This is a genomic window from Terrabacter sp. Soil811, assembly GCF_001429655.1.
Lineage (GTDB): Bacteria > Actinomycetota > Actinomycetes > Actinomycetales > Dermatophilaceae > Terrabacter.
This window is the reverse complement of record NZ_LMSX01000009.1, coordinates 304,352-328,655: the sequence shown is the minus strand read 5'-3', so window position 1 is coordinate 328,655 and position 24,304 is coordinate 304,352. Positions and strand designations below refer to the sequence as shown.

The window sequence follows — 24,304 nt, the reverse complement described above, 5'->3', positions numbered from 1 at the left end:
GCGGTCACCTGCTCCGGCTCGTCGCGAGCGGTCGGTCCGCGGTGCCGCGGTCGCCGCGGTCGCGGGCGTCGTCCGGCCGCACCTCCGACCGTGCGGGTCCCGCGAGGTAGAGGCGTACGCGTGCCCGCGCCGCCCGTCGACGGCCACCCCGCAGCACGACGCCGCGCACGGCCGAGCCGACGACCTGACCGGCGCGTCCGACCTGCCAGCCCACGGCGCCGAAGTGCTTGCGCAGGTAGATCTCCTGGGCTGCGTGGAAGTGACCCTCCCGTCGCACGGGGTCGGTGCTCGTCGCGGCCCCCACGTGGGTGGCTCGCGCCGTGGGCACGAGGGCGTGGCGCCAGCCGAGCAGGGCCGCGCGGTGGGCCCAGTCGGTCTCCTCGGCGTAGAGGAAGAAGCGCTCGTCGTCGAACGGACCGACGTGCTCGAGGGCCTCGCGACGCAGCATCAGCACCGAGCCGATGACGTAGCGGTTGCGCCGAAGGCCACCGAGTCCGGCCGCCTCGACCCACGTCGCGAGCGGCGACGGGAAGGGCCACTCGACCCGCGCCGCGGCACCGGTCGCGTCGACCTGCGAGGGGCCGACGCTCGCGAGGTCTGGCTCGGCGAGCAGGGCGGCCCGGAGCCGTTCGACGTCCCGCGGCTGCACCACCGCGTCAGGGTTGACGAGCAGCACGTCGGCGCGCGGGTCGATCCGGCGCAGGGCTTCGTTGACCCCCGCACCGAAGCCGCCGTTGCGACCCGGGTCGACGTAGCGGGCACCGGCCGCCTCGGCCGCGGCGCGCACCTCGGCCGACGAGGAGTTGTCGACGACGATGACCGACAGCCCGCGCAGCGGCGCGAGGGCCCCGGCGAGCAGGTCGGGCTCGCCGTACGCCACGACGACGACCTCGAGCGGCCTGTCGTCGGGGTCGGTCTCGCTCGACCACTGCTTCGTCGCCGCGCGATACATCGCCTCGTGCTCGAGGGCGATCCGGTCCCACGAGGTCGCCGCCGCCCGCGCGAGGCCCGCCGTGCGCAGTCCCGCCGCGACATCGGCGTCGTGAGCCACGGTGGACAGCGCCTTGGCCAGCTCGACGGCATCACCCTCGGGCACGACGAGCGCGGCGTCGCCGACGACCTCCGGCAGGGCGCCGCTGTCGCTGACGACGACCGGGACCCCGCACGCCATGGCCTCGACGGCGACCCGACCGAACTGCTCGGCCCAGGAGGGTGTCGTGAGCGACGGGACCGCCAGCACGTCGAGAGAGCGGTAGAAGTCGGGCAGCCCCTCGGGCGCGAGGGCTCCGAGGAGCTCGGCCCGGTCGGCGATGTCGAGCGAGACCGCGAGTGCCTCGAGCTCGGCCCGCTGCGGTCCGTCTCCGGCGAGACGGACGCGGACGTCCGGCTCGAGCGCGACGGCGCGGAGCAGCACGTCGGCACCCTTGGCTGCCTCGAGGCGACCCGCGAACCCGACGACCCGCACGGGAGCCGGCGTGACGGCATACGCAGGCGGGGTGAAGAGGCCGAGATCCGTGCCGAGGTCGATGGTGCGGGCCCGCCCCGGGAAGCCCTTGCGCTCCACGATGCGGCCGGCAGCGTCGTTGCAGACGTTGACCCCTGCCGCGTGACGCAGGGCGGCTCGCTCGAGCCAGCGGAACGGGATCGGGTAGCGCTTGTCGAGGTTCTGGGCGGAGTAGAGCAGGTAGGGCGCGCGCTGGCGACGGAGCCGGCGCAGCAGCAGCACCTCGGCGGTGGCCAGGGCGAAAGGCTCCTCGTGGACGTCGATGACCTCGACCGGGCGGCCGAGGGCCCGCCACAGGGGCCGGGGGTCGAAGAGGAAGAGGGCGGGGTGGGAGCCGAGGGTGCGCGCGGCCTCGACGGGCTCGCCGGGGCGCACGGACAGCGCAACCCGGCGTCCGCCCTCGGACCACTCCCCCGCAGACACGACGTCGACGCGGTGGCCGCGGCGGCGCAGGGCCCGCTCCCGCTCACGCCAGGCGTCGACGACGGCGCTGTGGGACACACGCAGTGCCCACATGACCACTCACCCCTCTCCCCGTGCCGTCCCCCGGATGTCTCCGACTCGGCACAACCCCTTGGATGATATGGGAGGATCGCCGCACATACCGTCGAGTTGGGCCAGGGGGGCAAAGTGACGTTCCGGGAGTTCCTGGGCGTTCTGGGGGCACGGTGGAGGATCATCGCGGTGAGCCTGCTCGCCGTGGTGGCCGCAGCCGCCGTCCAGACGATGCTGACGCCTGCCGTCTACACGTCCACGGCCAAGATCTTCCTGTCGGCGACCCAGCCTGCGGCCGCGTCCACCAACAACCAGGTGACGACGTATGCCGTGAGCGCCGACGACCTCGCCCGCTACCTCGACGTGCTCAACGCACCGTCGGTGATCGAGCCGCTGCGTGAGCGGCTGGGGCTCGCCCCCGACGCACCCTTGTCGGTGTCCGGCGAGGTGGCCCAGACGTCCAACATCATGACGATCACCGCCACCGGCGGCGACCCGGTGCTGCTGGCCCGCATCGCCAACGAGGCCGGCCCGGTCCTGGCCGACGTCGCGACGAAGAAGTTCTCGCCGCTCCTGGCTGCCAACGGGCAGTCCGTCGAGGCGACCCCGATCGCTCCGGCCACGGTGCCCACCGAGCCCGTGTCGCCCAACGCGAAGCGCAACCTGCTGCTCAGCGGCCTGCTCGGTCTGGCGCTGGGCATCGGCCTCGCCCTGCTGCGGCACACCCTCGACACGAAGGTGCGCACCGAGGACGACATCAAGGCGCTGTCCGACCGGCCGATCCTCGGCGACATCCCGATGGTCAAGTCGGTCAAGAACGGCCTCCTCTCGCTCGAGAGCGACCCGCACGGCCGGCACGCCGAGTCGATCCGGAGGCTGCGCACCAACATCCTCTTCGTCGACGTCACGACCGCCGGTCACTCCTTCGTCATCACCTCCTCGGTGCCAGGCGAGGGCAAGACGACCACGACCGTCAACCTCGCCATCGCCATGGCCGACGCGGGGTCGAGGGTGCTGCTCATCGACGGTGACCTGCGCAACCCCTCCGTCGCGAGCACCATGGGCCTCGACGGGTCGTTCGGTCTGACGACCCTGCTGCTCGGACAGGCGGACACCGACGACGTCGTCCAGCGCTGGCGCGAGACGACCCTCCACGTGCTGCCCGCCGGGCCGGTGCCGCCGAACCCGAGCGAGCTGCTCGGGTCGGAGCCGATGGAGGTCCTCTTCGGCAAGCTGAGCCACGACTACGACTTCATCCTCGTCGACAGCCCGCCCGTCGTCCCCGTCATCGACGCCGTGCTCATCAACAAGCTGACGCACGGCCTCATCATGGTCGTCGGCGCCGAGCGGACGAAGAAGCGCGACCTCGCGAGCGCCGTCCAGTCGCTCGAGACGGTGGACGCTCCTGTCGCGGGCTTCGCCCTCAACATGGTGTCGTCCGGCTCGTCGACCACCCACCGCTACGGCTACTACGGCTACAACCGCGACGCCGACGCCAAGCCGAGCCGACGCGAGAAGCGCTCACGGTCCAAGCACCACGCCTGACCCGGCCGGTCGACCCTCACCTCAGGCGGGCTCGGTCCCCCGGGCGGACTCGTCCTGGGCCAGCGGCTGGAGCAGCTCCCGGGCGCGCAGGTCTGCGACGAAGGCGGTGACATCGGCCGCGATCGCGTCCTCGGCCTGGCCCACGGCATCGGCGACCCGCGACACCCAGCCCGTCGCCGGACCCGTCGTCGCCTCGACCCAGATCAGCGCGGCGGCACCGTCGAGGACGACGAGCGGACCCCCCGGGAGGCGCGCGACGTAGACCGACAGCCCGTCGTCACTGACCGTGACCCCGGTGTCGGGTCCCGGGCGGTAGGCGGCGTTCACCGGCGCCTCGCCCGGACGAGGCGGGTGACCTGCTCGCGGACCCCGCGCGCCGGCCGGCCGAAGAACTCGGCGACGATCTCCGCGCGCGACACGGGGCGCCCGCGCACGATCGTCAGGTGCTCGACGTTGACGAGCACCGAGCGTGACGCCACGGCCAGCTTGGCCCGCGGGCCCTGGGCCGCCCGGACCCGAGCCTGCCACTCCTCCATCCGCGTGCCTCCGCGCGCCGCGACGCGCCAGAGGTCGTAGGCGGGGTCGTCCCGGTGCTCGTCGAGGGTGTCGGTGATAACCGAGAAGGCGAGCCCGGCATCGAGTCGCTCGACCCAGTCGAGCACCCGTGCCCGAGCTGCGTCGTCGACCGACCGCCACAGCCACTCGACGTCGTGGGCGGCCTTGGGGTCGCTGCCGCCTCGAGCGGCGTGGAGCAGCAGCACCACGGCCTGGGCGTCTCGCGAGGGCACCGTGCAGTCGATCCCGCCGAGCACCGTCGTGGTCCGCTCGGCCCAGAGGGTCTCGAAGGCCTGCGCGGGGGTCGGGCCGGTGCCGGGGTAGATGCGGTGCAGGTCGAGCAGGCCGAAGTCCTCGTGGCGCAAGGTGGCCGAGTGCTCGAAGGACGAGCCGTAGACGAAGGTGTTGATGAGCTCCCAGCCGTGTCGTGGCAGCTCGTCGAGCAGCCGACGGACGTGCTCGGGACGGGCGAGCACGTCGGCGTCGGAGTAGCCGCGCCCGGGCACCAGGGTCGGGTCGAGAGCGGCGCCCTTGACGTGCAGGAGGTCCGCGCCGCACCGGTCGGCGACCCACTGAACGGAGGCGTGGGCGAAGCCGATACGCACCTCGAGGGGCACGGTGGCGCCCGCAGCGGGGGTCTCCGTTGCCTCCTGGGTTGCCATCGAGCGAACCCCCATAGACTGCAAGCCGACTGGTCGATCGCACCCTAACAGCCCAGCAGGAGGCGTACGTGTCGCATCGCGATCGCCTCCGGTGGGCCGCCCTGGCGCTGGGCGCCGCGGCTGCCTTCGTGCTCACGGCCCTCGTCTCCACGCGCACCGGGATCGGCACGTCGGTCGACGGGGCCGTGCGCGGCTGGATCCTCAACGGCCTGCCGGGACCGCTGCGCCAGGCCCTCGACCGCCTGGCGCGGCCCCTCGTCATCGTCGTGCTAGCCCCGGCGGTCCTCGTGCTGGCACTGCTCGCCCTCGTCCGCCGGGACTGGCGTCGTGCCCTCGCCGGCCTCGTCATCCCCCTCGCGGCCACCCTGGCCGCTCTCGAGGCCCGGGTGCGCGACGTCTTCGGCATCGGCGGGGACGCCTTCCCGTCCAACCACGCCGCGGCGGGCCTCGGCCTGCTCGTGGGACTCGCCGTCGTGTGGCCCCGGCGCGTGACGCGACGTGGGCTCGTCGCGCTCGCCGTGGCCGGCACCTGCATCGGCCTCGGCAACGTCGCGTGGTACGCCCACGACCCGCGCGACGTCGTCGGAAGCCTCTTCCTCGTGGTCGCCGTCGCCGCCGCGACCTTCGCCGTCCTCGGCGGCAGCTCGCCGAACCTCTCGAGAGCAGCCCAGCCCGCCTCGCCGCCCGAGCCGTCGTGACCCCCGGGGCGCTTGTCGCACGCGGGTGCCGCCGCGTGTGCCACCTTCGCGGGCCACCTGGCGGGACGACGCGCGGGTCTGCTCGCCATCGGAGCCGATCGACGACGTGCGTGGGTAGCCTCAGGGCGTGCCACCAGCCGCTCCGTCTTCGCCCCGCCCCGTGCGCGTGGCGATCCTCGACCACACGGCCGAGCTGGGTGGCGCCGAGCTCGCACTGCTGAGGCTGTTGGAGGTCGTCGACCGGGAGCGCGTCGAGCCCGTCGTCGTCCTCTTCTCCTCGGGCCCTCTCGAGGAACGGCTCCAACGGGTCGGCCAGCGGGTCGTCGTCGTTCCCCTGGACCCGAGGGTCCGGGACATGGGCCGTGCCGTCGGCCCGCTCAGCGCACTGCGTCGCGCTGCGAGCGGCGCGGCCTTCCTGCACCGCCTCGCCGCCTCCCTCCGTGCTCTCGACGTCGACGTCGTCCACTCGACCTCGCTCAAGGCGGACCTCCTCGCGATCCCCGTGGCTCTCCTGCTGCGCAAGCCCCTCGTGTGGCACGTCCACGACCGCATCGCCGAGGACTACCTGCCGTTTCGGACGGTGCGCCTGCTGCGGTTCCTCGCCCGCCGCGTGCCGCACGCCGTCGTCGTCAACTCCGAGGCGACGGCCGCCACCCTGCCCGGCGCGCGCCGTCCGACGGTTGCCTACCCGGGGCTGTCCTCGGAGCAGGTCGCGCACTCCGGCCGACGTCTCCAGCCGGAGGGTGGCCCCGTCGTTGGCATGGTGGGACGGCTCAGCCCCACCAAGGGCCAGCTCGTCCTCGTTCGGGCCGCGCGACACGTCGTGGACGTACGTCCGACGACCCGCTTCAGGCTGGTCGGTTCCGCCGCCTTCGGCGCCGCGGACTACGAACGGGAGCTGCGCTCGGAGATCGGTCGTCTCGGGCTCGAGGCCGACATCGACCTCGTCGGCTTCGTCGACGACCCGCGAGGCGAGCTCGAGGCCATGTCCGTCTGCGTGCACGCGTCGACGGTCCCCGAGCCCTTCGGCCAGGTGGTCACGGAGGCGATGGGATGGGGCGTGCCGGTCGTCGCCACCCGCGGCGGTGGGGTCGACGAGATCGTGCGCACGTCGCCGAGGGGCTCCGAGACGGGGCTCCTCGTCGACGCCGGAGACGAGCAGGCCCTGGCACTGGCGGTCCTCGACGTCATCGACCGTCCGGCGGAGGCGCTGGCCCGCGCCTCTCGCGCCCTCGCCGACGTCGCCGACCGTTTCGGGATCGAGCGGTCCGCCGAGACCGTGACGGGGGTCTGGGAGGAGGCCGCCTTGTGAGCACCCGGGACCTCCCTGTCGGGCGACCGCGCGTCGCCATCGCGCACGACTACCTGACCCAGCGCGGCGGTGCGGAGCGGGTCGTCCTGGCGCTGCACCGGGCCTTTCCCGACGCGACGATCCACACGACGCTCTACGACCCGGCCGGCACCTACCCGGAGTTCCGCGATGCGCGGGTCGTCGTCTCCCCCATCAACCGCATCGGGGCGCTGCGCCGCGACCACCGGGCCGCGCTCCCCCTGCTCCCGTATGCCGTGTCCCACCTTCCCGTGGACGCCGACGTCGTCGTGGTGTCGAGCTCGGGCTGGGCGCATGGCGTGCCGACGACCGGGCTCAAGCTCGTCTACTGCCACGCCCCGGCGCGCTGGCTCTACCAGGCCGACGCCTACCTCGGGGACGAGGCCGGCCGGTCCGCGAAGGCGCGCGCACTGGGTCTGCTCAGCGGGTGGCTGCGCCGCTGGGACCGTCGCGCAGCGGCGTCCGCGGACCGCTACCTCGCGAACTCGACGGTGGTCCGGGAGCGCATCTCGGCGGCATACGGCATCGACGCCCAGGTGCTCGCCCCGCCCTACGGCATCGACCCCGCCGACCCGCAGGAGGCCGTGGCCTCCCTGGCGGACTGGGCCGACGAGGGCTACCTGCTCCTCGTGTCGCGGCTGCTGCCCTACAAGAACGTCGACGTCGCGGTCGACGCCGTGCGCGACCTCCCCGAGCGGCTCGTCGTCGTCGGTGCGGGACCGCTCGAGGCGCGGCTGCGAGCCGAGGCACCGGACAACGTCCGGATCGTCTCGGGCCTGACGGACGCGGAGCTGCGCTGGACCTACGCCCACGCCGGCACCCTGCTCGCGCCGAGCCTCGAGGACTTCGGGCTCACCCCCCTCGAGGCGGCGGCGTTCGGGGTGCCCACCCTGGCCCTGCACGCCGGCGGCTATCTCGACACCATCGACGAGAGCGTCAACGGGACGTTCTTCGAGGAGCCGACCGTGCCAGCCGTCCGCGCCGCCGTCGTCGCCGCCCGAGAGCGGGTCTGGGACGAGGCCGCGATCCGCGCCCATGCCGAGCACTTCTCGGAGGCGAGATTCCACGAGCGCATCCGGGCGGAGGTCGACAACCTCCTGTCCGTCAGCTGACGGCGCGCACCACGAGGAGCCAGGCCACGACGGGCGCACCGACGACGAGGATGATCGCGAGGACCCGCAACGCCGCCGCGTGGCCGTAGACCTTGGCGACGACCGCGCCGAGGATGCCGATGGCGAAGACGGCGATCGAGTAGTTCGCGAACGTGGCGCTCAGCTCGACGATCTCGGGGGACTTCGTGATGTTGGCGATCGTCGCCGCCTTGCCCGCGGGACCCCACGGCGCTGGCAGCGGCACCTGGGCGAGGAGCAGGGCCGCGAGGCCGAGCACGTCCGTGCGCAGGTACGAACGCCTCAGCGCCGAGGCCTGACGGCGGCTGCGGACCGACGGCTGCACGGCCGACGCGGGCGGCGTGAACGCGCGAGGCAGGGTCAGCAGCAGACCGGGCAGGCCGGCGAGACCGGCCAGGAAGGCCGCATACAGCTTGGGGTGCCCGTCGGAGGCGAAGCCGAAGACGGTGACGAGCGGCACCGTCGCGTGCACGAGCACCCAGACGTAGGCGACGAAGGCCAGAGCTGCCCCGACGGCCACGGGGAGGTCGGCGCTCACACGTCGGCTCACTCCTCGGGCTTCGGGCATGGCGCACAGTGTAAGCAGCAGTGCGATCGACTCCCGACACCTACACTTGCGCCGTGGACAGCACCCGACAGCGCGACACCGATCTGTTCGAGTCCGAGCAGGTCGCTGCCGGCGACGGCTCCTCCGGGGGCTCGGGCGGCTCCGGCGACGACTGGGACGGCGGCTCGCCCGCCGACGGCGGTTCGGGCCGCCGGGAGAAGAAGCGCAACCGCAAGGTGCTCGTGGCCGCGCTCGTGCTGCTGCTCGTGCCCGTGCTCGCGGTGGGCGGCTACCTCGCGTGGCTCAACCACATCGTCACCAACAACGTGAAGCAGGAGCTGCTCCTGCCCGACGACGGCTCGGCGGGCAGCCAGCCGACCGACAAGAACGGCAACGTCGTCGTGCAGCCGGCGGGCAACGGCACGAACTACCTCGTCGTCGGCAGCGACGCCGGTCCGGGTCGCGTCGGCGGCCGGTCCGACGTCATGGTGCTCGTGCACGTGCCGGCCGACCACTCGGCCGTCACCCTGATCCACTTCCCCCGCGACCTCTACGTCTCGATCCCGGGCAAGGGCAAGAACAAGCTCAACGCGGCGTATGCGTTCGGCGGGCCGCCGCTGCTCGTCAAGACGATGCAGGACATGCTCGGCGTCCGTATCGACCACGTCGCGCTCGTCGGTTTCGAGGGGTTCAAGTCGATGACCGATGCCGTCGGCGGCGTCGACGTCAACGTCGAGGAGTCGAGCAACCAGCCGCCCTACGTCTTCACCCAGGGCGTCCAGCACATGGACGGCGCGATGGCCCTGGCCTTCGTGCGCGAGCGCAAGCAGCTGAGCGAGGGCGACATCTCCCGTGGCCGGCGCCAGCTCGCCTTCATCAAGGCCCTCATGCTCAAGACCCTGAGCAAGGACGTGCTGACCAACCCGATCAAGCTCAAGGACTTCACCGAGGCGGCCACGACCAACCTCACGGTCGACCAGAAGCTCGACGTCGGCACCATGCGATCGGAGGCCCTGGCGCTGCGCGACCTGCGGGGCGGCGACATCCGCTTCATCACGGCGCCTTTCACGGGCTTCGGCACGAGCCCGGCCGGTGCGTCGATCGACATCGTCGACGAGGTGAAGATGGCCGACCTCGGCGACGCCATCCGCAACGACGAGCTCAACGCCTACAAGTAGGAGCCGGCCCGGCGACCCCGTCGGCCGCGGTCAGACCCGCTTCCACGAGTTCAGGTCGCCCTGCGAGAGCCACGTCTGGTTGCCGGAGATGATCCAGCCGGCACGGTCGGTCACCGACAGGCCGATGCTCCCCCGCTCAGGGGTCGCGACCGGCACGCACGCGACGACGGCGGCGGTGCGGCCCTTGACGACCTCGACGAGCTGGACCCCCTTGCACGCACCGACGATGCGGACGGCATACGTCGTCAGGGTGTTGTCGACGAGCAGGTTGCTCAGGGCGACCCCGCCCGGCGCGTCACCGGAGTCGGACCACGTCGTCCCACCGTCGTCCGTGACGACGACCGACCCGTCGGCGCACAACGCCTGCGCCTGGGCCGCGGACGTGCGCGAGAGGTCGACGACGACGGCGTCGCCGCAGGGGGTCGACGCGGCCTCCTTGGGCGCGAGCACCTGGGTCGGCTCGTCGAGACGGCGGGCCCAGCCGCCGCTGACGGCGGTCGGGGTCTGCCACGTCAGACCCGCGTCACGCGAGGCGTACTGCTCGAGGGTGCAGTCTGGGCCAGCCCCGATGACGAAGACGCGCGCCTCGTCGAGCGGCTGCACACGCGCGACGGCGCGGGCCGGCGACCGCAGCTTCGTCCACGACCGGCCGCCGTCGGCGGTGACCTCGACGGTCGCACCCCCGGCGACGCAGGCGCCGGTCGTGGCTCGCCAGGCCCGCGCTGCGTCGAGCGCCGAGACGAGCCGGGTGACGGGGACGGCCTTGGCCGCCGGCGGCGTCGTGCCGGTGGTGGGGGCGGTCGTGCCCGTCGTGCCCGGCGCGGCCGTCGCGGGCGGACTCGTGGTCAGCGCCGCGGTCCGCGTCGTCGAGACCGCGGGCAGCGCCTGCGAGGCGTTGTGGCCCGACCGCAGCGCGAACGCGACGAGCGCGACGTCGACCGCCAGGAAGGCGACGAGACCTGCCGTCGCCACTCGGTTGTTCATTGCTCCAGATCCCCCTCGACACGGCTGATGGCCCTTCCCCCGGGGGACATGCTAGGGGCGAATCCGCCTGTCGTACGCGGCAGTCCGCGTTCGGATCGGCTCTCGGGTCAGCCGGCGGGCGGCGTCAGGGCTGCGACGACGACGGGCAGCTGCGCCTCGATCTCGGTCGACATCAGGTCATATGCCGCAGAACCGCGCCCGTATGGGTCGGGTATGTCCGATTCGGCCGCGGTGCGCGCCGGGTGGAGTCCTCGACGACCACGAGCGACCTCGGCCACGATCGCGGCCCACGGCGTGTCGTGGTCGGCCGCCGACAACTCGGGCGCGGCCGCGGCCCCGACGAGTTCGGCATCGCGGACGAGGTCGGCGAGCTCGCCCAGGGTGAAGGTCTTGCGCAGGGCCCGCGGGTGCAGGGCGACGGCGTCGGCCCGGTGCTTCTGCGTCGCGGTGACGACGATGTCGGCGGCGTCGAGCATCGCGGGGGTCAGCTGGCGCGAGGCGAAGCCTGCCGTGTCGGAGCCCACGGCCTCGAGGGCGGCGACCGACCCGGGCTCGATGTCGGCGCCGACGAGGGCGCGCGTGCCGGCGCTCTCGACGTGGACGTCCTGCCCGGCGAGGAGCTGACGCAGACGACGCTCGAGGTAGGGCGAGCGACACACGTTGCCCGTGCAGATGACGAGGACCCGACCCACCGGCCTCATCGGCGCGCGCCGACGAGCGAGGCGGTGTGGGCGAGGCAGGCCTCGAGCGTGGGCAGCAGTCCGGCATCGGCGGCCGCCGCCAGGGTCGGGGCGGCGGCGTCCTTGGGCGAGAGCACCGGGACGAAGCCGTCGGGCAGCTCGAGCCCGACGGTCGGGTCGAGCGGGTTGATGCCGCGCTCGATCGACGGGGTGAAGACCTCGGAGCACAGGTAGACGGCCGTGCCGTCCTCGACGCAGGCGAGCGCGTGGCCAAGGCCTTCCGCGAGGTAGACCGCGCGGCGGTCGACGGTGTCGAGCACGACGGAGTCCCACTGCCCGAAGGTCGGCGACCCGACCCGGACGTCGACGACGAAGTCGACGAAGACCCCGCTCGTGGCCGTGACGTACTTGGCCTGCGAGGGCGGCACGTCGGCGAAGTGGATGCCGCGGAGGGCTCCGGCCGACGAGACGGAGATGTTGGTCTGCCGGACCTGCATCTCGTGGCCGATGGCCTCGGCGAGGAGGTCGGCGCGGAATCCCTCGGCGAAGACCCCTCGGTCGTCGGGGAACTGGCGCGGCGTGATCTCGAAGGCTCCGTCGATGCGGAGCGGGCGGATGTCCATCAGGTCCTTGCCTTCACGGGGTGTCCTTGCCCTCGGCGAGGAGGGCGTGCAGGTAGAGACCGTAACCGCTCTTGGCCTGGTCGTCGGCGTGCCGTCGCATGCCGTCGTCGTCGAGCCACCCGTTGCGCCAGGCGATCTCCTCGACGCAGCCGATCTTCTGGCCCTGCCGGGCCTCGACGACGTGGACGTACTGGCTGGCCTCGATGAGGCCCTCGAACGTGCCGGTGTCGAACCACGCGGTCCCGCGCGGCAGGACGCTGACCGACAGGGTGCCGCGGCGGAGGTACTCGTCATTGACGGCGGTGATCTCGAGCTCGCCGCGCGCACTCGGGGTCAGGCCGCGGGCGATGGCGACGACGTCGTTGTCGTAGAAGTAGAGGCCCGGCACGGCGTAGCTCGACTTCGGGTGCTCGGGCTTCTCCTCGATGGAGATGACGTGGCCGTCGGGGTCGAACTCGACGACGCCGTAGGCCGTGGGGTCGGCGACGCGGTAGGCGAAGACGTGGCCGCCCTCGACGTCGGTGTGGTCGGCGAGGCGGGTGCCGAGCCCCGGGCCGAAGAAGATGTTGTCACCGAGGACGAGCGCCACCCGGTCGTCGCCGATGAAGTCGGCACCGAGCACGAACGCCTGCGCCAGCCCCTCGGGACGCGGCTGGACGGCATACGTGATCGTCATGCCCCACTGGGAGCCGTCACCGAGGAGGCGCTGGAACTGCTCGACGTCAACCGGGGTCGTGATGACGAGGACCTCGCGGATGCCGGCCATCATGAGCGTCGACAGCGGGTAGTAGACCATCGGCTTGTCGTAGACGGGCATCAGCTGCTTGCTGATGCCGCGCGTGATCGGGTGCAGCCGGCTGCCCGTGCCCCCCGCCAGGATGATCCCCTTCATGGTCGGTCAGCCTAGGTGCTCGGGCATGAGACGTCGTCCAGCGATGCCTCTCTGGGCGGGTTGGAGCCCGGCAGACGTCCTGACACCGCACGGCTCCTCGTGTCGCGATCTCAAGAGGCTGCGGATCGGCCGATAGCCACTTCAGCCCGTCAGGCGACGTCTAGCATGAGCGGACCTCGACGAGTTCCCGCAGGGAGTCATGTGTCGCGCCCCATCGTGCATCTACCCACCCCACACGACCACTTCTCGCCGAGAACCGGCTCTGCCGTCATGACCGTGATTGACGGTCTGGCCGCTGCCGCACCAGCAGCGCAGTCTCACGCGGTGCTGGTCGCCCGCACCACCTACCGTGAGCGCTACGAGTCGGCTCGGGCGCTCGAGTACGAGCCGGGACCGTACGTGTCAGCGCCCGCTGCACGCGCCGATGCCGTCGCGGCAAGGGCCGGGTGGGGCAAACCCTTCCTCGAGCACAGCATGGGCGATGCCATGGACCACGTGCCTGATGATGCGGCCGCGCTCATGATCCACAACGGCCCTTTTCTGGCCAGACACGCGCCAAAGCAGATTCCGACGATTCTCTACGCGCACAACGAAGGTCTGCCTGGTGCGCTCCCCGGGGTCGCCAGTCGGGCTTGTCACGGTTTCGAGGGAGTGGTGGCGGTGAGTTCGTGGTTGGCAGAACGCCTCGCACCTCGAATGCCTGCACGTCTGCGTCAGAACGTCCAGGTCGTGCTGAACGGCGTCGACACCACCGCCTTCTCTCCCAGCGAGCGCAGAGGTGACAGGGATCGCGTGCGGGTGTTGTTCCTCGGGCGTGTCGTGAGGGAGAAGGGTCCTGATCTCGTTCTGTCGGCCTGCCGGCTTCTGGCCCGTCACGACCTGGAGGTCAGGATCGTCGGGAGCGCCGGCTTCTCGCCGGGAGGCGCTTTGAGCAGCTACGAGCAGATCCTGCGCCGCACAGCAGCGGACCTACCCGGGGCCGTTTCCTTCGTGCCCTTCACCGAGCGCTCCGAGGTCGCCGCCCACTACCGGTGGGCTGACATCGTCGCGCTGCCCTCACGTTGGGATGACCCTTGGCCCCTGACCACGCTCGAGGCAATGGCGTGTGGAGCAGCGACCATCGTCGCCGACTCAGGGGGGATGCCCGAGTGCGCCGGGGACGGCGCTCTCGTCGTACCCAAGAATGACAGCTCGCGCCTGGCTGAGGTCATCGAGGCCCTCCTGGATGACCAGACGCTACGTCAGCAGTGGGGAGTGCGCGGCAGGCAACGGGCCGAGCTGCTCAGCTGGACGACCGCGTCGGCGAAGCTCACCTCCACGGTCAGCGCCTTCGCGACGTGAGCCGTCCGATGACCCAGACACGCGACCTCGTCACCGTCATTGTGCCTTTCCACAATTGTCGAGACTTCCTGGGTCACGCGATCTCGAGTGTGCTGGCGCAGTCGCACCAGGACTGGGAGCTGATCCTCGTGGACGACGGGTCGACCGACGACAGCGCCGAGGCCGCTCTGCCGTTCCTGTCCGACGGTCGAGTCAGCCTGGTGAGGCAGCCGAATGCAGGCGCCGGCGCCGCGCGCAATGCCGGCTTCGCCCGTGCGTCCGGCGCGTCCGCCTTCGTTGTCTTCCTCGATGGTGACGACGTGCTACCACCCGAGTTCCTCGTCAGAGCGATCGAGCAACTCGCGTCGCGGCCGGATTCGACTGCTGTTCGCACCACCGCCGTCTTGGTCGATGCGGAGGGGCACCGCATCGAGGCCGCAGATTTCGCGACGCACATGAACACCCGCCGAGTGCTGGACGGCCGGCGTTTCGTCCCCCTCGAACCCTCCCGCGACATCACGTTCCTCGAGCTGTTCGACCAGAGCCGCCTCTACCCACCGGCCTGCGCCCTCATTCGTACAGAAGCCGTCAGGACTGTCGGCGGCTTCGCCTCTCACCTTGCCGGCGCCGAGGACTGGTACTTCTTCATGCGTTTGGCGCGACTCGGTCCGATAGCGGTGATGGATGCGCCGCAGGTCTCATACCGTCGTCACTCGTCGAACGCCACTTCCGATCCTGTCCGGTACGTCCGGGCCGCCCGTCGGAACTGGTCCATGACGTACCACGCCCCTGACATCACCCGAGCTGAAAGGAGAAGCCTCTCCAAGGTGTGGCGCGCCCGCCAGCGCGACCTCGCCCAGGCCAAGTGGCACCTGGCTCTGAGCTCGCCGCGCTCCCGGCTCGGAACGCCTCGGCTTCGCCTCGCGGCTGAGTCCTGTGGCCACCTCCTGCTCTGGCGTCCGCCCAAGTTCTGGATGCGAACGGGCCTGAGGCGCGCGGTTGATGCGCCCTCGGACCCTCGCGTTGGCTACGGCTGGCACACCTAGCAGTCCGCGCCCGGAGCGGCCGGAGGCCGGAGCCCTACGTCACGGGACTGCTCGCCACGTCTCCAAGCTCGCGTCGGAGCGCCAGGTCGCGTCCGCGACGGCCAGCCAGCCGGCGTCGTCGACGACGCTGATGGAGACCTTGCCGTCCGCCCCACCGAGCGAAGTCTTGACGCAGGCGACCTTGGCGGCCGCGCTGCCGGAGACCTTGGCGACCTCGACCCCGGCGCAGTCGTCGGTGGCGCGGGCGATGAAGACGGCCGGCGTGCTGCCGTCGACCCGGGCCCCGACGGCCAGCGCGCCCTCGACGGTGGCCATGGTGGTCCACGTGCCTCCGCCGTCGCCGGAGCGGACCAGGCGGCCGTCGGCGCAGAGGACGACGGCGCGGGTGGCACTGACCCGGGCGAGGTCGACGACGGTCGTGGTGCCGCAGGGGCGGGCGTCGGGACGCTTGGGCGTGATGACGACCTTCGGGTCCCCGCCCGGGACGCGCGACCAGCCGCCCTCGACCGCCCGCGGTCCCCGCCACGTCGCGGCGTCGTCGTCGGTGGCGTACTCCCCCAACGAGCACCCGGCGCCCTTGGCCCCGATGACGAAGCCACGGTCGGCATGTACGGGCTGGACGCGCCCCAAGGCCTGGACCGGGGCGGCTCGCGTGGTCCACGTGCGTCCGCCGTCGGCCGTGACCGTCAGGCTCGCGCCGCCGTCGCGGCACGTGCCGAGCGTGCCGCGCCACGCGCGGTCGGCGTCGACAGCGGCGATGACGTCACGCACAGGTGTCGCGCCGGCTGCCGGCGCTGCGCTGGTTGTCGGGGCGGCGCTGGTCGGCGCTGACACGGGCGTCGGAGACTGCGCGGCGGCCCCCGCGGCGTCGGGCCGGAAGGCGAGCGCGACAAGGACGAGGTCTCCGACGACGAGGGCCAGCAGGCCCACGAGCGCCAGCCGACCCACCGATCTGTCCGACATCCACCGAATCACGAGCCTCACTCTACGGACCCGCTGGACTCGAACATCGCATTCGGGACGTCTCGGACTAGGATGCGCGTGAACCGATGTGTCGGAATTGTCCGGCGGGGAGCTGTGTCACCGGGCGCGGCCGATGAGAAATGATGGCGACAGTGGAGCTGCAGGACTACCTCAACGTGATCCGTAAGCGGTGGATGATCATCGCCGCCGTTGCTCTCGTGACCCTCGGCCTAGCAGCCGCCTACACGGCGCTCACACCACGCACGTATGCCGCGACGACTCGTTTTTTCGTGTCGACGCCGGGAAGTGACGACACGACGTCGTCGCTTGCTCAGGGCAACACGTTCAGCCAAGCGCGCGTCAAGACCTATGCACAGGTGCTCAAGGATCCGAGCGTTCTGCAGCCGGTCATCGACGACCTGGGCCTAAAGACAACGCCCACGCTGCTGGCGGAGCGTGTGACGACGTCAATCCCGCTCGACACCGTGCTCATCGACGTCACCGTCACTGACAGCACTCCTGCCGGCGCCCAACGCATCGCGTCAGCCATCTCGAAGGTGTTCCCGAAGTACATCGCCGAGATCGAGAGCCGTCCGGGCAAAGAGTCTCCCATCGCGGTAGGGGTGACGTCCCCGGCTACGTTGGAGCCAGCTCCGGTGAGCCCGAAGCCGACGCGCAACCTCGCCCTGGGACTCGTCCTCGGCCTCCTGCTCGGCTTCGGCGTCGCCCTGCTGCGCGACGTGCTCGACAAGTCAGTGAAGTCCCAGCGTGACCTCGAGGCGGTCACCGACCGCACGATCCTCGGCGGAATCGCCTTCGATGAGGACGCGTCGGCCCACCCGCTCATCGTCCAGGTCGACCCCCGCTCGCAGCGCGCGGAGGCCTTTCGGTCGCTGCGCACCAACCTCCAGTTCATCGACGTCGCCAACCCGCCGAAGTCGATCGTCGTCACGTCCTCGCTGCCGGGTGAGGGCAAGTCGACGACGACCGCCAACCTCGCCCTCAGCCTCGCCGAGACCGGGCTCAAGGTCGTCGTCATCGAGGGCGACCTGCGCCGTCCGCGCCTTCTCGACTACCTCGGCTTCGAGGGCTCCGTCGGCCTCACGGACGTGCTCGTCGGGCGCGTCGAGGTCGACGACGTGCTTCAGCCCTTCGGTCGCACCGGCCTGCGCCTCCTCGGCGCCGGCCCCATCCCGCCCAACCCGAGCGAGCTGCTCGGCTCGGCCAACATGGAGCAGCTCATCGAGGACCTGACGGAGCGTTTCGACTACGTCCTCATCGACGCTCCCCCGCTGCTGCCGGTCACCGATGCCGCCGTGCTCAGCACGATCGTCGACAGCGCCCTCGTCGTCGTCGGTGCCGGCGTGGCGCAGCGCGAGCACGTGCGCCGGGCATTGGATTCGCTCGAGGCCGTCAACGGTTCAGTGCTTGGCCTCATCCTGAACCGGGTCAAGGCCAAGGAGCTGGGTGCGGGCTACGGTACCTACGAGTACGACTACCGGCCCGAGAGCGAGCGTCAGCGCGCCAAGGACCGGTCGCCGCGCGCCCATCGTCGACCGGTCGCCTCGGACGAGGACCTCGGACCAGTCACGCCCCGCCCGTCCACGACGGGGGCCCGCGCCATGGGCGCACCCGAGGCGGCTGCCGCAGCGGCGCCACTGAGCAGCCCGCAGGCCGCACCGGCCCAGCCGTCGGCCCCGTACGACCCGCGAGCTGCCGCGCACGAGCCCGGCTATCCCGCGGGCGACTCCATCTTCCGGTAGATCCGGACGCCAAGACGCTGACGCTTGTAGACGAAGGCCCCGTGACCAGGCTGGTCACGGGGTCTTCGTCTGTCTCAGCGGCGGGGCTGCGCCCGTGAGGAGCCGGCGACCGTGCCGAGCGCGGCGAGGACGACGGCGAGGAAGTCCTCGATGCGATCGAAGGCCTCGAGGTGCGTCTTGGTGGAGCGCCCGTAGGGGTCGACGACGTCGACGTCGACGGCCTCCTGCGGCGCGACGGTGCCGCGGGCCGCGGAGGCCTCGGCGACGACCTGCGGCAGCCACGGGTGGGTGGGCACGATCGGCCGCCACGTCTGGGACGAGCGGCACAGGTCAGCGAAGTCGCCGAGCGCGAAGATCCGCCGCATCGCGGCCGGGTGCAGGCGCGCGACCTCACCTCGGTGGGCCCGGGTCATCGTCAGGACCAGCTCCGACCCGTCGATGATTTGCGGGGTGACGGACCGCGCAGCGAAGGCGGTGACGTCCGCGCCGAGACGCCGCAGCTGCTCGCTCGTCTCGGGCTCGATGGCCGAGCCGACCATGGCGCCCGTCCCGGCACTCGATATCGGGACGCCGGCATCCGGCAGGAGCTGCCGCAATCGCCTTTCGGCGTAAGGAGACCGACAGATGTTGCCGGTGCAGACGAAAAGGATGCCGCGGGCGCGAGGGGATTCCCCGAGCATCATGCCCCCTGAGTTTCTTGGCGTGGTGCGCGTGAAACTCGATCCTAGGTGGGGCGCCTGTGACTCAAGTACAGATTTGGTAAAACTGGGTGGTTTGTCTCAGGCGGTTGCGCGGTCACGGTGGGATCCCGACTCAGCCGTCTCACCAGATCGAGCTGGACCTGCGTCCCATACCGCGGTAGTCCCAGCCGGCATCGGTCCACGCGCGCGGGTCGAGCACGTTGCGCCCGTCGATGATCCGCGGCGTCGCGACGAGCGACTTGGCCTGGGCGGGGTCGAGCTCGACGTAGTCCTTCCACGCCGTGAGCAGCATGACGAGGTCGGCGCCGGTGAGGGCCTCCACTGCCGAGTCGACGATCTGGAGGTCGGGCCGCGCCAGCCGCACGGCGTCGGCGCCCGCGGGGTCCGTCGCCACGACGTTGGCGCCGCGGCCCCAGAGGCGGCCGGCGATGTCGAGGGCGGGCGAGTCGCGCACGTCGTCGCTGTCGGGCTTGAAGGTCAGGCCGAGCACGGCCACCTTGACGCCGACGAGGCGACCGCCGGCCATCTCGGAGGCGAGGTCGACGGCGTGGTCGCGGCGGCGCATGTTGATCGAGTCGACCTCGCGGAGGAAGGTCAGCGACTGGTCGACGCCGAGCTCGCCGGCCCGGGCCATGAAGGCGCGGATGTCCTTGGGCAGACAGCCACCACCGAAGCCGATGCCGGCCTGGAGGAACTTCGAGCCGATGCGGTCGTCGTGGCCGATTGCCTCGGCGAGACGCGAGACGTCCGCCCCGGACGCGTCGCACAGCTCGGCCATCGAGTTGATGAAGGAGATCTTCGTGGCGAGGAAGGAGTTGGCGGCGACCTTGACGAGCTCGGCCGTCGGGTAGTTGACGAGCAGCCGCGGGATGCCGGCCTCGATGATCGGGGCGTAGACCTCGTCGACGACGGCGCGACCGATCTCGCCGCGATCGCGGTCGTCGGGCAGTCCGTAGACGACGCGGTCGGGACGCTGCGTGTCCTGGACGGCATACCCCTCGCGGAGGAACTCCGGGTTCCAGACGACGACGGCGTCCACGCCGGCCTCGGCGAGCCGGTCGGCGACGGCCTGCGCCGTGCCGACGGGGACGGTCGACTTGCCGACGACGACGATCGGGCCGTCGGGCGACGGGCTCGCGTTGGCGATGATGTCCTCGACGGCGGTCCACACGTAGCTCATGTCCGCGGCGTAGCTGCCGCCGCGCTGCGGGGTCCCCACGGCGATGAAGTGGACGCGGGCGTCGGCGAGGGCGGTCTTGTCGGTCGTGAAGCGCAGGGAGCCGTCCGCCACGCCCTGGCGCAGGAGCGGCTCGAGGCCGGGCTCGTGGAACGACGGCACGCCGGCGGCGAGCTTGGCCACCTTGCGCTCGTCGATGTCGAGGCCGACGACGTCGTGGCCGAAGTCGGCCATGCACGCGGCATGCACCGCTCCGAGATAACCGCATCCGATGACCGAGATCTTCACGCCGGGCAGCATATCGAGCGCCGGAGAACTGCTGGTGGCCGTGAAGTTGCCGGCGCTTCGTTACCCTCGGCCCCATGCGCGTGCTCGTGACCGGCGGAGCCGGCTTCATCGGATCGAACTTCGTCCTGCGCGCCCGCGAGGTGCGGCCCGACTGGGGCCTGACCGTCATCGACTCGATGACGTATGCCGCCAACCGCCGTTCGCTCGCGCCGGTTCTCGCCGAGCTGGGCGGAGACGGCTCGGTCGAGCTCGTCGAGGGCTCGGTCGCCGACGCGCCGCTCGTCGACCGGCTCGTCGCTGACCACGACGTGGTCGTGCACTTCGCCGCCGAGTCGCACAACGACAACAGCCTCGACTCGCCGTGGCCCTTCGTCGAGTCCAACGTCGTCGGCACCTTCACCCTCCTCGAGGCGATCCGCCGGCACGAGAAGCGCCTGCACCACATCTCGACCGACGAGGTCTATGGCGACCTCAAGCTCGACGACCACGAGCGGTTCACCGAGAAGACGCCGGTCAACCCCTCCTCGCCCTACTCGGCCACCAAGGCCGGGGCCGACCTGCTCGTGCGGGCATGGATCAGGTCGTTCGGCATCAGGGCGACGGTGTCGAACTGCTCGAACAACTACGGCCCGCGCCAGCACGTCGAGAAGTTCATCCCGCGCCAGATCACGAACGTCCTGAACGGCATCCGGCCCAAGGTCTACGGGTCGGGGCTCAACGTGCGCGACTGGATCCACGTCGACGACCACAACGACGCCGTCATCGCGATCCTCGAGCAGGGCCGGCTCGGCGAGACCTACCTCATCGGCGCCGACGGCGAGCGCAACAACCTCGAGATCGTCGGGATGGTCCTCGAGCTGCTCGGCAAGCCCGACGACTGGTTCGAGCACGTCGACGACCGCCCCGGCCACGACCTCCGCTACGCCATCGACGCGACGAAGCTGCGCCTCGAGACGGACTGGAAGCCGCGCTACGGCGACGTGCGCGCCGGCCTCGAGGCGACGATCGAGTGGTACGCCGCCCACCGCGAGTGGTGGGAGGCCGCCAAGGTCGAGTCCGAGCGCACCTACGCTCGGCTCGGGCGATGACCGCCACCGCGGGTGGTCCGGAGGGCGCCGGGCGCGCCCTCGTCACCGGAGCAGGCGGGATGCTCGGGCACGACCTCGTCCCGGCGCTGCGTGCGGCCGGTTGGGTCGTCACGGGACTGGGTCGCGGTGACCTCGACGTCACGGACCCGGCTCAGTGCGTGGCGGCGGTGGACGGGCACGACCTCGTCGTCAACGCGGCCGCCTACACCGCCGTCGACGCGGCGGAGACCGACGAGGCGGCCGCCTTCGCGGTCAACGCCGTCGGTGCCGCGAACGTGGCCCGCGCGTGCTCGCGCGCAGGCGCACGCCTCGTCCACGTCTCCACGGATTACGTCTTCGACGGCACGGCCACCGAGCCGTATGCCGTCGACCACCCCGTCGCGCCGCGCTCGGCCTACGGCCGCACCAAGGCCGCAGGGGAGTGGGCCGTGCGGGCCTTGTGCCCCGAGTCGTGGGTCGTGCGCACGGCGTGGCTCTACGGTGCGGGCGGCCCGAACTTCGTCTCGACGATGCTGCGGCTCGCCGGCGAGCGGGAGACCCTCTCGGTCGTCGACGACCAGGTGGGCCAGCCGACGTGGACGGTCGACCTCGTCGACCTCCTCGTGCGTCTGGTCGCCGGCGACACGGCATACGGCATCCACCACGGCACGGCGAGCGGGCAGACGACGTGGTTCGGGCTGGCGCGGGCCGTCTTCGAGCTGAGCGGGCTCGACCCCGAGCGGGTGCTCCCGACGACGACAGACGCCTTCCCGCGGCCTGCCCCGCGTCCCGCCTGGAGCGTCCTCTCGCACGAGAGCCTCGAGCGCGCGGGCGTCACCCCCGTCCCCGACTGGCGCGGGGGCCTCCGGACGCACCTGGACGCCTGACGGCAGCAGGCGTCGACCTGCCCTAGAATCGGGCAAGTCGGTCAGACTGCTACGGAAAGCGCAAATGCGACTGCTCATCACGGGGGGCGCCGGTTTCATCGGCTCGAACCTCGCACGACTTGCCCTCCAGTCCGGTCACGAGGTGACGGTGCTCGACGACTTCTCGACCGGCTACCGCGAGAACGTCGACGACATCGACGTCCGCCTCGTCGAGGGCTCCGTCGCCGACCGCGACGCCACGGATGACGCCGTCACAGGTGCCGACGCCGTCGTGCACCTCGGCGCGCTCGGGAGCGTCCCCCGTAGCATCGTCGACCCCGTCGCCAGCCACCTGGCCAACGCCACCGGCACGCTGACCCTCCTCGAGTCGGCCCGCGCGGCCGGCGTCTCCCACGTCTCCTGCGCTTCGTCGAGCTCGGTCTACGGGATGAACCCCGCGCTGCCGAAGCACGAGCGCGAGTGGGTCCGCCCGATGAGCCCCTATGCCGTCACCAAGCTCGCGACCGAGCAGTACACGCTCTGCTACCAGCAGGCGTACGGCATGGACACCCTCGCGTTCCGCTTCTTCAACGTCTACGGACCGCGTCAGCGGGCGGGGCACGTCTACGCCGCCGTCATCCCGGTCTTCCTCGACGCGCTGATGCGCGGCGAGGCGCTGCCGATCAACGGTGACGGCAGCAACTCGCGCGACTTCACGTACGTCGGCACGGTCTGCAAGGTGCTCCTCGACGCCGCCGAGCGTCGGGTCACCCACCCCGAGCCGGTCAACCTCGCCTTCGGCACGAACACGACGCTGCTCGAGCTCGTCTCGCGCATCGAGCACGCCGCCGGCACGACGGCGGAGGTCGTCCACCGCGAGCCGCGAGCCGGAGACGTCAAGCACTCGCAGGCCGACAACACGAGCCTGCGCACCCTCTTCCCCGACGTGTCACCCGTGTCCCTCAACGAGGGCCTGGCCGAGACCGTCACCTGGTTCAAGGAGATCTCATGAGCAAGACCCTCGTCGTCGTCGGACAGGGCTACGTCGGCCTCCCGATGGCCCTGCGTGCCGCCGAGGTCGGGCTCAAGGTCCACGGCCTCGACACGAACTCCGCCACCGTGTCGGCGCTCAACTCGGGCGTCTCCCACATCGACGACGTCAGCGACGACGACCTCGCCGCGGGCATCGCCAACGGCTACGAGGCGACCGACGACCCCGGCTGCATCGCGAACGCCGACGTCGTCGTCGTCTGCGTGCCCACACCGCTCGCGGCCGAGGGCGGCCCGGACCTGCGTCCCGTCGAGGGCGCCGCCCGGGTCATCGGTGAGCACCTCTCCCCCGACACGCTCGTCATCCTCGAGTCGACGACCTACCCCGGCACGACCGAAGAGATCTTCGCCCCGCTCGTGACACGTGGGCGCTTCGACGTCGGCAGCGACGTCTTCATCGCCTTCTCCCCCGAGCGCATCGACCCCGGCAACGCGACCTACGGCGTGCAGAACACGCCCAAGGTCGTCGGCGGCATGACCCCCGAGTGCACCCACCGTGCGCGGGAGTTCTACGCGCTCTTCATCGACACGGTCGTCGAGGCCCGGGGCGCCAAGGAGGCCGAGATGGCCAAGCTCCTCGAGAACACGTTCCGGCACGTCAACATCGCCCTCGTCAACGAGATGCTCCGCTTCTCGCAGGAGCTCGACATCGATCTCTGGGACGCCATCGACTGCGCCGAGACCAAGCCCTTCGGCTTCATGGCCTTCCGCCCCGGCCCCGGCGTCGGCGGCCACTGCATCCCGGTCGACCCGTCGTACCTCTCGCACCGCGTCAAGGCCAAGCTCGGCTACGCCTTCCGGATGGTCGAGCTGGCCGAGGAGATCAACCACGCGGCCCCCGACTACGTCGCCTCGCGCGTCTGGTCGCTGCTCAACGACCAGGGCCGGGCCGTCAACGGCTCGAACGTCCTGCTCCTCGGTGTCACGTACAAGCCGAACATCGCTGACTGTCGCGAGAGCCCGGCTGACCCGCTCGCCGCCCGGCTCGCGGGGTGGGGCGCGAAGGTCTCGTACCACGACCCCTTCGTCCCGCAGTGGAGCCCGCGTGGAAGCGATGCGGTACTGACGTGCGCCCCGGACCTCGACGCGGCGCTGGCCGCCGCGGACGTTGTGGTGCTGCTACAGCCGCACGCCCAGTACGACCTCGACGCCATCGGCTCGAGCGGCGCCGCTGTCCTGGACACCCGTGGTGCACTGGACGCCCAGGTCGGCGTCCAGCGTCTCTGACGGAAAACGCGCC

Annotated in this window: 23 protein-coding genes; 12 read left to right on the top strand and 11 right to left on the bottom strand. The window is 71.4% G+C overall.

The features are described 5' to 3' along the window. Window positions 1-4: 4 nt before the first annotated feature. Window positions 5-2,020: a glycosyltransferase gene (locus tag ASH01_RS17020; protein ID WP_235509645.1), complete on the bottom strand. Its 2,016-nt coding sequence runs from the start codon at window positions 2,018-2,020 to the stop codon at window positions 5-7. A gap of 114 nt (window positions 2,021-2,134) precedes the next feature. Between ASH01_RS17020 and ASH01_RS17015 the strand changes: the two genes are divergently transcribed. Then, the gene (locus tag ASH01_RS17015) at window positions 2,135-3,544 is read left to right on the top strand and encodes a polysaccharide biosynthesis tyrosine autokinase (protein ID WP_056778510.1); all 1,410 of its coding nucleotides are present in this window, start codon (window positions 2,135-2,137) and stop codon (window positions 3,542-3,544) included. Window positions 3,545-3,565: 21 nt separating this feature from the next. On the opposite strand, the gene ASH01_RS17010 is transcribed toward ASH01_RS17015, so the two are convergent. After that, a complete protein-coding gene (locus tag ASH01_RS17010; protein ID WP_056778506.1) occupies window positions 3,566-3,871 on the bottom strand; it encodes a PqqD family protein in 306 nt (101 codons plus the stop codon). Beyond that, the gene (locus ASH01_RS17005) at window positions 3,868-4,761 is read right to left on the bottom strand and encodes a nucleotidyltransferase family protein (RefSeq protein ID WP_162263895.1); all 894 of its coding nucleotides are present in this window, start codon (window positions 4,759-4,761) and stop codon (window positions 3,868-3,870) included. Before ASH01_RS17005 ends, ASH01_RS17010 begins: the two co-directional genes overlap by 4 nt. A 68-nt stretch (window positions 4,762-4,829) precedes the next feature. Here ASH01_RS17005 and ASH01_RS17000 point away from each other — a divergent pair, with 68 nt between their 5' ends. The 3 genes from ASH01_RS17000 (at window position 4,830) to ASH01_RS16990 (ending at window position 7,901) form a co-directional block, all read left to right on the top strand. Further along, the gene (locus ASH01_RS17000; RefSeq protein ID WP_056778500.1) at window positions 4,830-5,459 is read left to right on the top strand and encodes a phosphatase PAP2 family protein; all 630 of its coding nucleotides are present in this window, start codon (window positions 4,830-4,832) and stop codon (window positions 5,457-5,459) included. Between the two features lie 127 nt (window positions 5,460-5,586). Next, window positions 5,587-6,771: a glycosyltransferase family 4 protein gene (locus ASH01_RS16995; protein WP_082619935.1), complete on the top strand. Its 1,185-nt coding sequence runs from the start codon at window positions 5,587-5,589 to the stop codon at window positions 6,769-6,771. Beyond that, window positions 6,768-7,901, top strand: a complete 1,134-nt coding sequence (locus ASH01_RS16990) for a glycosyltransferase (RefSeq protein WP_082619934.1) — start codon at window positions 6,768-6,770, stop codon at window positions 7,899-7,901. Before ASH01_RS16995 ends, ASH01_RS16990 begins: the two co-directional genes overlap by 4 nt. On the opposite strand, the gene ASH01_RS16985 is transcribed toward ASH01_RS16990, so the two are convergent. Beyond that, window positions 7,894-8,487 (bottom strand): hypothetical protein, encoded by a 594-nt coding sequence (locus tag ASH01_RS16985; RefSeq protein WP_235508736.1) that lies wholly within the window; start codon window positions 8,485-8,487, stop codon window positions 7,894-7,896. The genes ASH01_RS16990 and ASH01_RS16985 overlap by 8 nt on opposite strands. Before the next feature lie 53 nt (window positions 8,488-8,540). Between ASH01_RS16985 and ASH01_RS16980 the strand changes: the two genes are divergently transcribed. Then, entirely contained in the window at window positions 8,541-9,644 is a 1,104-nt protein-coding gene (locus ASH01_RS16980; RefSeq protein WP_056778491.1) for an LCP family protein, read from the top strand. Window positions 9,645-9,674: 30 nt separating this feature from the next. Here ASH01_RS16980 and ASH01_RS16975 read toward each other — a convergent pair whose 3' ends face one another. The 4 genes from ASH01_RS16975 to rfbA all read right to left on the bottom strand — a co-directional run bounded on the left by ASH01_RS16975 (window position 9,675) and on the right by rfbA (window position 12,823). Continuing rightward, the gene (locus ASH01_RS16975) at window positions 9,675-10,628 is read right to left on the bottom strand and encodes a hypothetical protein (protein ID WP_056778488.1); all 954 of its coding nucleotides are present in this window, start codon (window positions 10,626-10,628) and stop codon (window positions 9,675-9,677) included. A gap of 107 nt (window positions 10,629-10,735) precedes the next feature. Beyond that, window positions 10,736-11,329 (bottom strand): arsenate reductase/protein-tyrosine-phosphatase family protein, encoded by a 594-nt coding sequence (locus tag ASH01_RS16970; RefSeq protein ID WP_082619933.1) that lies wholly within the window; start codon window positions 11,327-11,329, stop codon window positions 10,736-10,738. Next, complete coding sequence (locus ASH01_RS16965) at window positions 11,326-11,931, bottom strand: dTDP-4-dehydrorhamnose 3,5-epimerase family protein (RefSeq protein WP_082619932.1); 606 nt, start codon at window positions 11,929-11,931, stop codon at window positions 11,326-11,328. Before ASH01_RS16965 ends, ASH01_RS16970 begins: the two co-directional genes overlap by 4 nt. Before the next feature lie 13 nt (window positions 11,932-11,944). Then, window positions 11,945-12,823, bottom strand: coding sequence for a glucose-1-phosphate thymidylyltransferase RfbA (gene rfbA / locus ASH01_RS16960; RefSeq protein WP_056778482.1), 879 nt, complete (start codon window positions 12,821-12,823; stop codon window positions 11,945-11,947). 270 nt (window positions 12,824-13,093) lie between these two features. Here rfbA and ASH01_RS16955 point away from each other — a divergent pair, with 270 nt between their 5' ends. Continuing rightward, on the top strand, window positions 13,094-14,164 hold the full coding sequence (locus tag ASH01_RS16955) for a glycosyltransferase family 4 protein (RefSeq protein WP_056778478.1): 1,071 nt from the start codon (window positions 13,094-13,096) through the stop codon (window positions 14,162-14,164). An 8-nt stretch (window positions 14,165-14,172) separates the two neighbouring features. Then, on the top strand, window positions 14,173-15,189 hold the full coding sequence (locus ASH01_RS16950) for a glycosyltransferase family 2 protein (RefSeq protein ID WP_056778475.1): 1,017 nt from the start codon (window positions 14,173-14,175) through the stop codon (window positions 15,187-15,189). A gap of 39 nt (window positions 15,190-15,228) precedes the next feature. Here ASH01_RS16950 and ASH01_RS16945 read toward each other — a convergent pair whose 3' ends face one another. Beyond that, window positions 15,229-16,152, bottom strand: coding sequence for a hypothetical protein (locus ASH01_RS16945; RefSeq protein ID WP_156415633.1), 924 nt, complete (start codon window positions 16,150-16,152; stop codon window positions 15,229-15,231). Between the two features lie 143 nt (window positions 16,153-16,295). Here ASH01_RS16945 and ASH01_RS16940 point away from each other — a divergent pair, with 143 nt between their 5' ends. Continuing rightward, window positions 16,296-17,915, top strand: coding sequence for a polysaccharide biosynthesis tyrosine autokinase (locus ASH01_RS16940; protein WP_235509643.1), 1,620 nt, complete (start codon window positions 16,296-16,298; stop codon window positions 17,913-17,915). Between the two features lie 74 nt (window positions 17,916-17,989). Here the strand turns inward: ASH01_RS16940 and ASH01_RS16935 are convergent, their stop codons facing one another. Beyond that, a complete protein-coding gene (locus ASH01_RS16935; RefSeq protein ID WP_235509647.1) occupies window positions 17,990-18,595 on the bottom strand; it encodes an arsenate reductase/protein-tyrosine-phosphatase family protein in 606 nt (201 codons plus the stop codon). A gap of 142 nt (window positions 18,596-18,737) precedes the next feature. Beyond that, complete coding sequence (locus ASH01_RS16930) at window positions 18,738-20,081, bottom strand: UDP-glucose dehydrogenase family protein (protein ID WP_056778465.1); 1,344 nt, start codon at window positions 20,079-20,081, stop codon at window positions 18,738-18,740. A gap of 74 nt (window positions 20,082-20,155) precedes the next feature. Here ASH01_RS16930 and rfbB point away from each other — a divergent pair, with 74 nt between their 5' ends. The 4 genes from rfbB to ASH01_RS16910 all read left to right on the top strand — a co-directional run bounded on the left by rfbB (window position 20,156) and on the right by ASH01_RS16910 (window position 24,291). Beyond that, the gene (gene rfbB / locus ASH01_RS16925; RefSeq protein ID WP_056778463.1) at window positions 20,156-21,169 is read left to right on the top strand and encodes a dTDP-glucose 4,6-dehydratase; all 1,014 of its coding nucleotides are present in this window, start codon (window positions 20,156-20,158) and stop codon (window positions 21,167-21,169) included. Then, window positions 21,166-22,035 carry a dTDP-4-dehydrorhamnose reductase gene (gene rfbD, locus ASH01_RS16920; RefSeq protein ID WP_056778460.1) on the top strand — a complete coding sequence of 290 codons (870 nt, stop codon included), beginning with the start codon at window positions 21,166-21,168 and terminating at the stop codon, window positions 22,033-22,035. The genes rfbB and rfbD overlap by 4 nt, the downstream gene beginning before the upstream one ends. Before the next feature lie 64 nt (window positions 22,036-22,099). Then, on the top strand, window positions 22,100-23,026 hold the full coding sequence (locus ASH01_RS16915) for an NAD-dependent epimerase/dehydratase family protein (protein ID WP_056778458.1): 927 nt from the start codon (window positions 22,100-22,102) through the stop codon (window positions 23,024-23,026). Then, window positions 23,023-24,291, top strand: a complete 1,269-nt coding sequence (locus tag ASH01_RS16910; protein WP_056778454.1) for a nucleotide sugar dehydrogenase — start codon at window positions 23,023-23,025, stop codon at window positions 24,289-24,291. Before ASH01_RS16915 ends, ASH01_RS16910 begins: the two co-directional genes overlap by 4 nt. Window positions 24,292-24,304: the final 13 nt, after the last annotated feature.

Bases quoted from the DNA above. Each gene is read 5' to 3' on its own strand.
- ASH01_RS16955 (WP_056778478.1), top strand. From the start codon at position 13,094: ATGACCGTGATTGACGGTCTGGCCGCTGCCGCACCAGCAGCGCAGTCT.
- ASH01_RS16975 (WP_056778488.1), bottom strand. From the start codon at position 10,628: ATGAACAACCGAGTGGCGACGGCAGGTCTCGTCGCCTTCCTGGCGGTC.
- rfbB (WP_056778463.1), top strand. From the start codon at position 20,156: ATGCGCGTGCTCGTGACCGGCGGAGCCGGCTTCATCGGATCGAACTTC.
- ASH01_RS16945 (WP_156415633.1), bottom strand. From the start codon at position 16,152: ATGTCGGACAGATCGGTGGGTCGGCTGGCGCTCGTGGGCCTGCTGGCC.
- ASH01_RS16970 (WP_082619933.1), bottom strand. From the start codon at position 11,329: ATGAGGCCGGTGGGTCGGGTCCTCGTCATCTGCACGGGCAACGTGTGT.
- ASH01_RS16965 (WP_082619932.1), bottom strand. From the start codon at position 11,931: ATGGACATCCGCCCGCTCCGCATCGACGGAGCCTTCGAGATCACGCCG.
- rfbD (WP_056778460.1), top strand. From the start codon at position 21,166: ATGACCGCCACCGCGGGTGGTCCGGAGGGCGCCGGGCGCGCCCTCGTC.
- ASH01_RS16915 (WP_056778458.1), top strand. From the start codon at position 22,100: ATGCGACTGCTCATCACGGGGGGCGCCGGTTTCATCGGCTCGAACCTC.
- ASH01_RS16985 (WP_235508736.1), bottom strand. From the start codon at position 8,487: ATGCCCGAAGCCCGAGGAGTGAGCCGACGTGTGAGCGCCGACCTCCCC.
- ASH01_RS16935 (WP_235509647.1), bottom strand. From the start codon at position 18,595: ATGCTCGGGGAATCCCCTCGCGCCCGCGGCATCCTTTTCGTCTGCACC.
- ASH01_RS16910 (WP_056778454.1), top strand. From the start codon at position 23,023: ATGAGCAAGACCCTCGTCGTCGTCGGACAGGGCTACGTCGGCCTCCCG.
- rfbA (WP_056778482.1), bottom strand. From the start codon at position 12,823: ATGAAGGGGATCATCCTGGCGGGGGGCACGGGCAGCCGGCTGCACCCG.
- ASH01_RS16950 (WP_056778475.1), top strand. From the start codon at position 14,173: ATGACCCAGACACGCGACCTCGTCACCGTCATTGTGCCTTTCCACAAT.
- ASH01_RS17005 (WP_162263895.1), bottom strand. From the start codon at position 4,761: ATGGCAACCCAGGAGGCAACGGAGACCCCCGCTGCGGGCGCCACCGTG.
- ASH01_RS16940 (WP_235509643.1), top strand. From the start codon at position 16,296: ATGGCGACAGTGGAGCTGCAGGACTACCTCAACGTGATCCGTAAGCGG.
- ASH01_RS17020 (WP_235509645.1), bottom strand. From the start codon at position 2,020: ATGTGGGCACTGCGTGTGTCCCACAGCGCCGTCGTCGACGCCTGGCGT.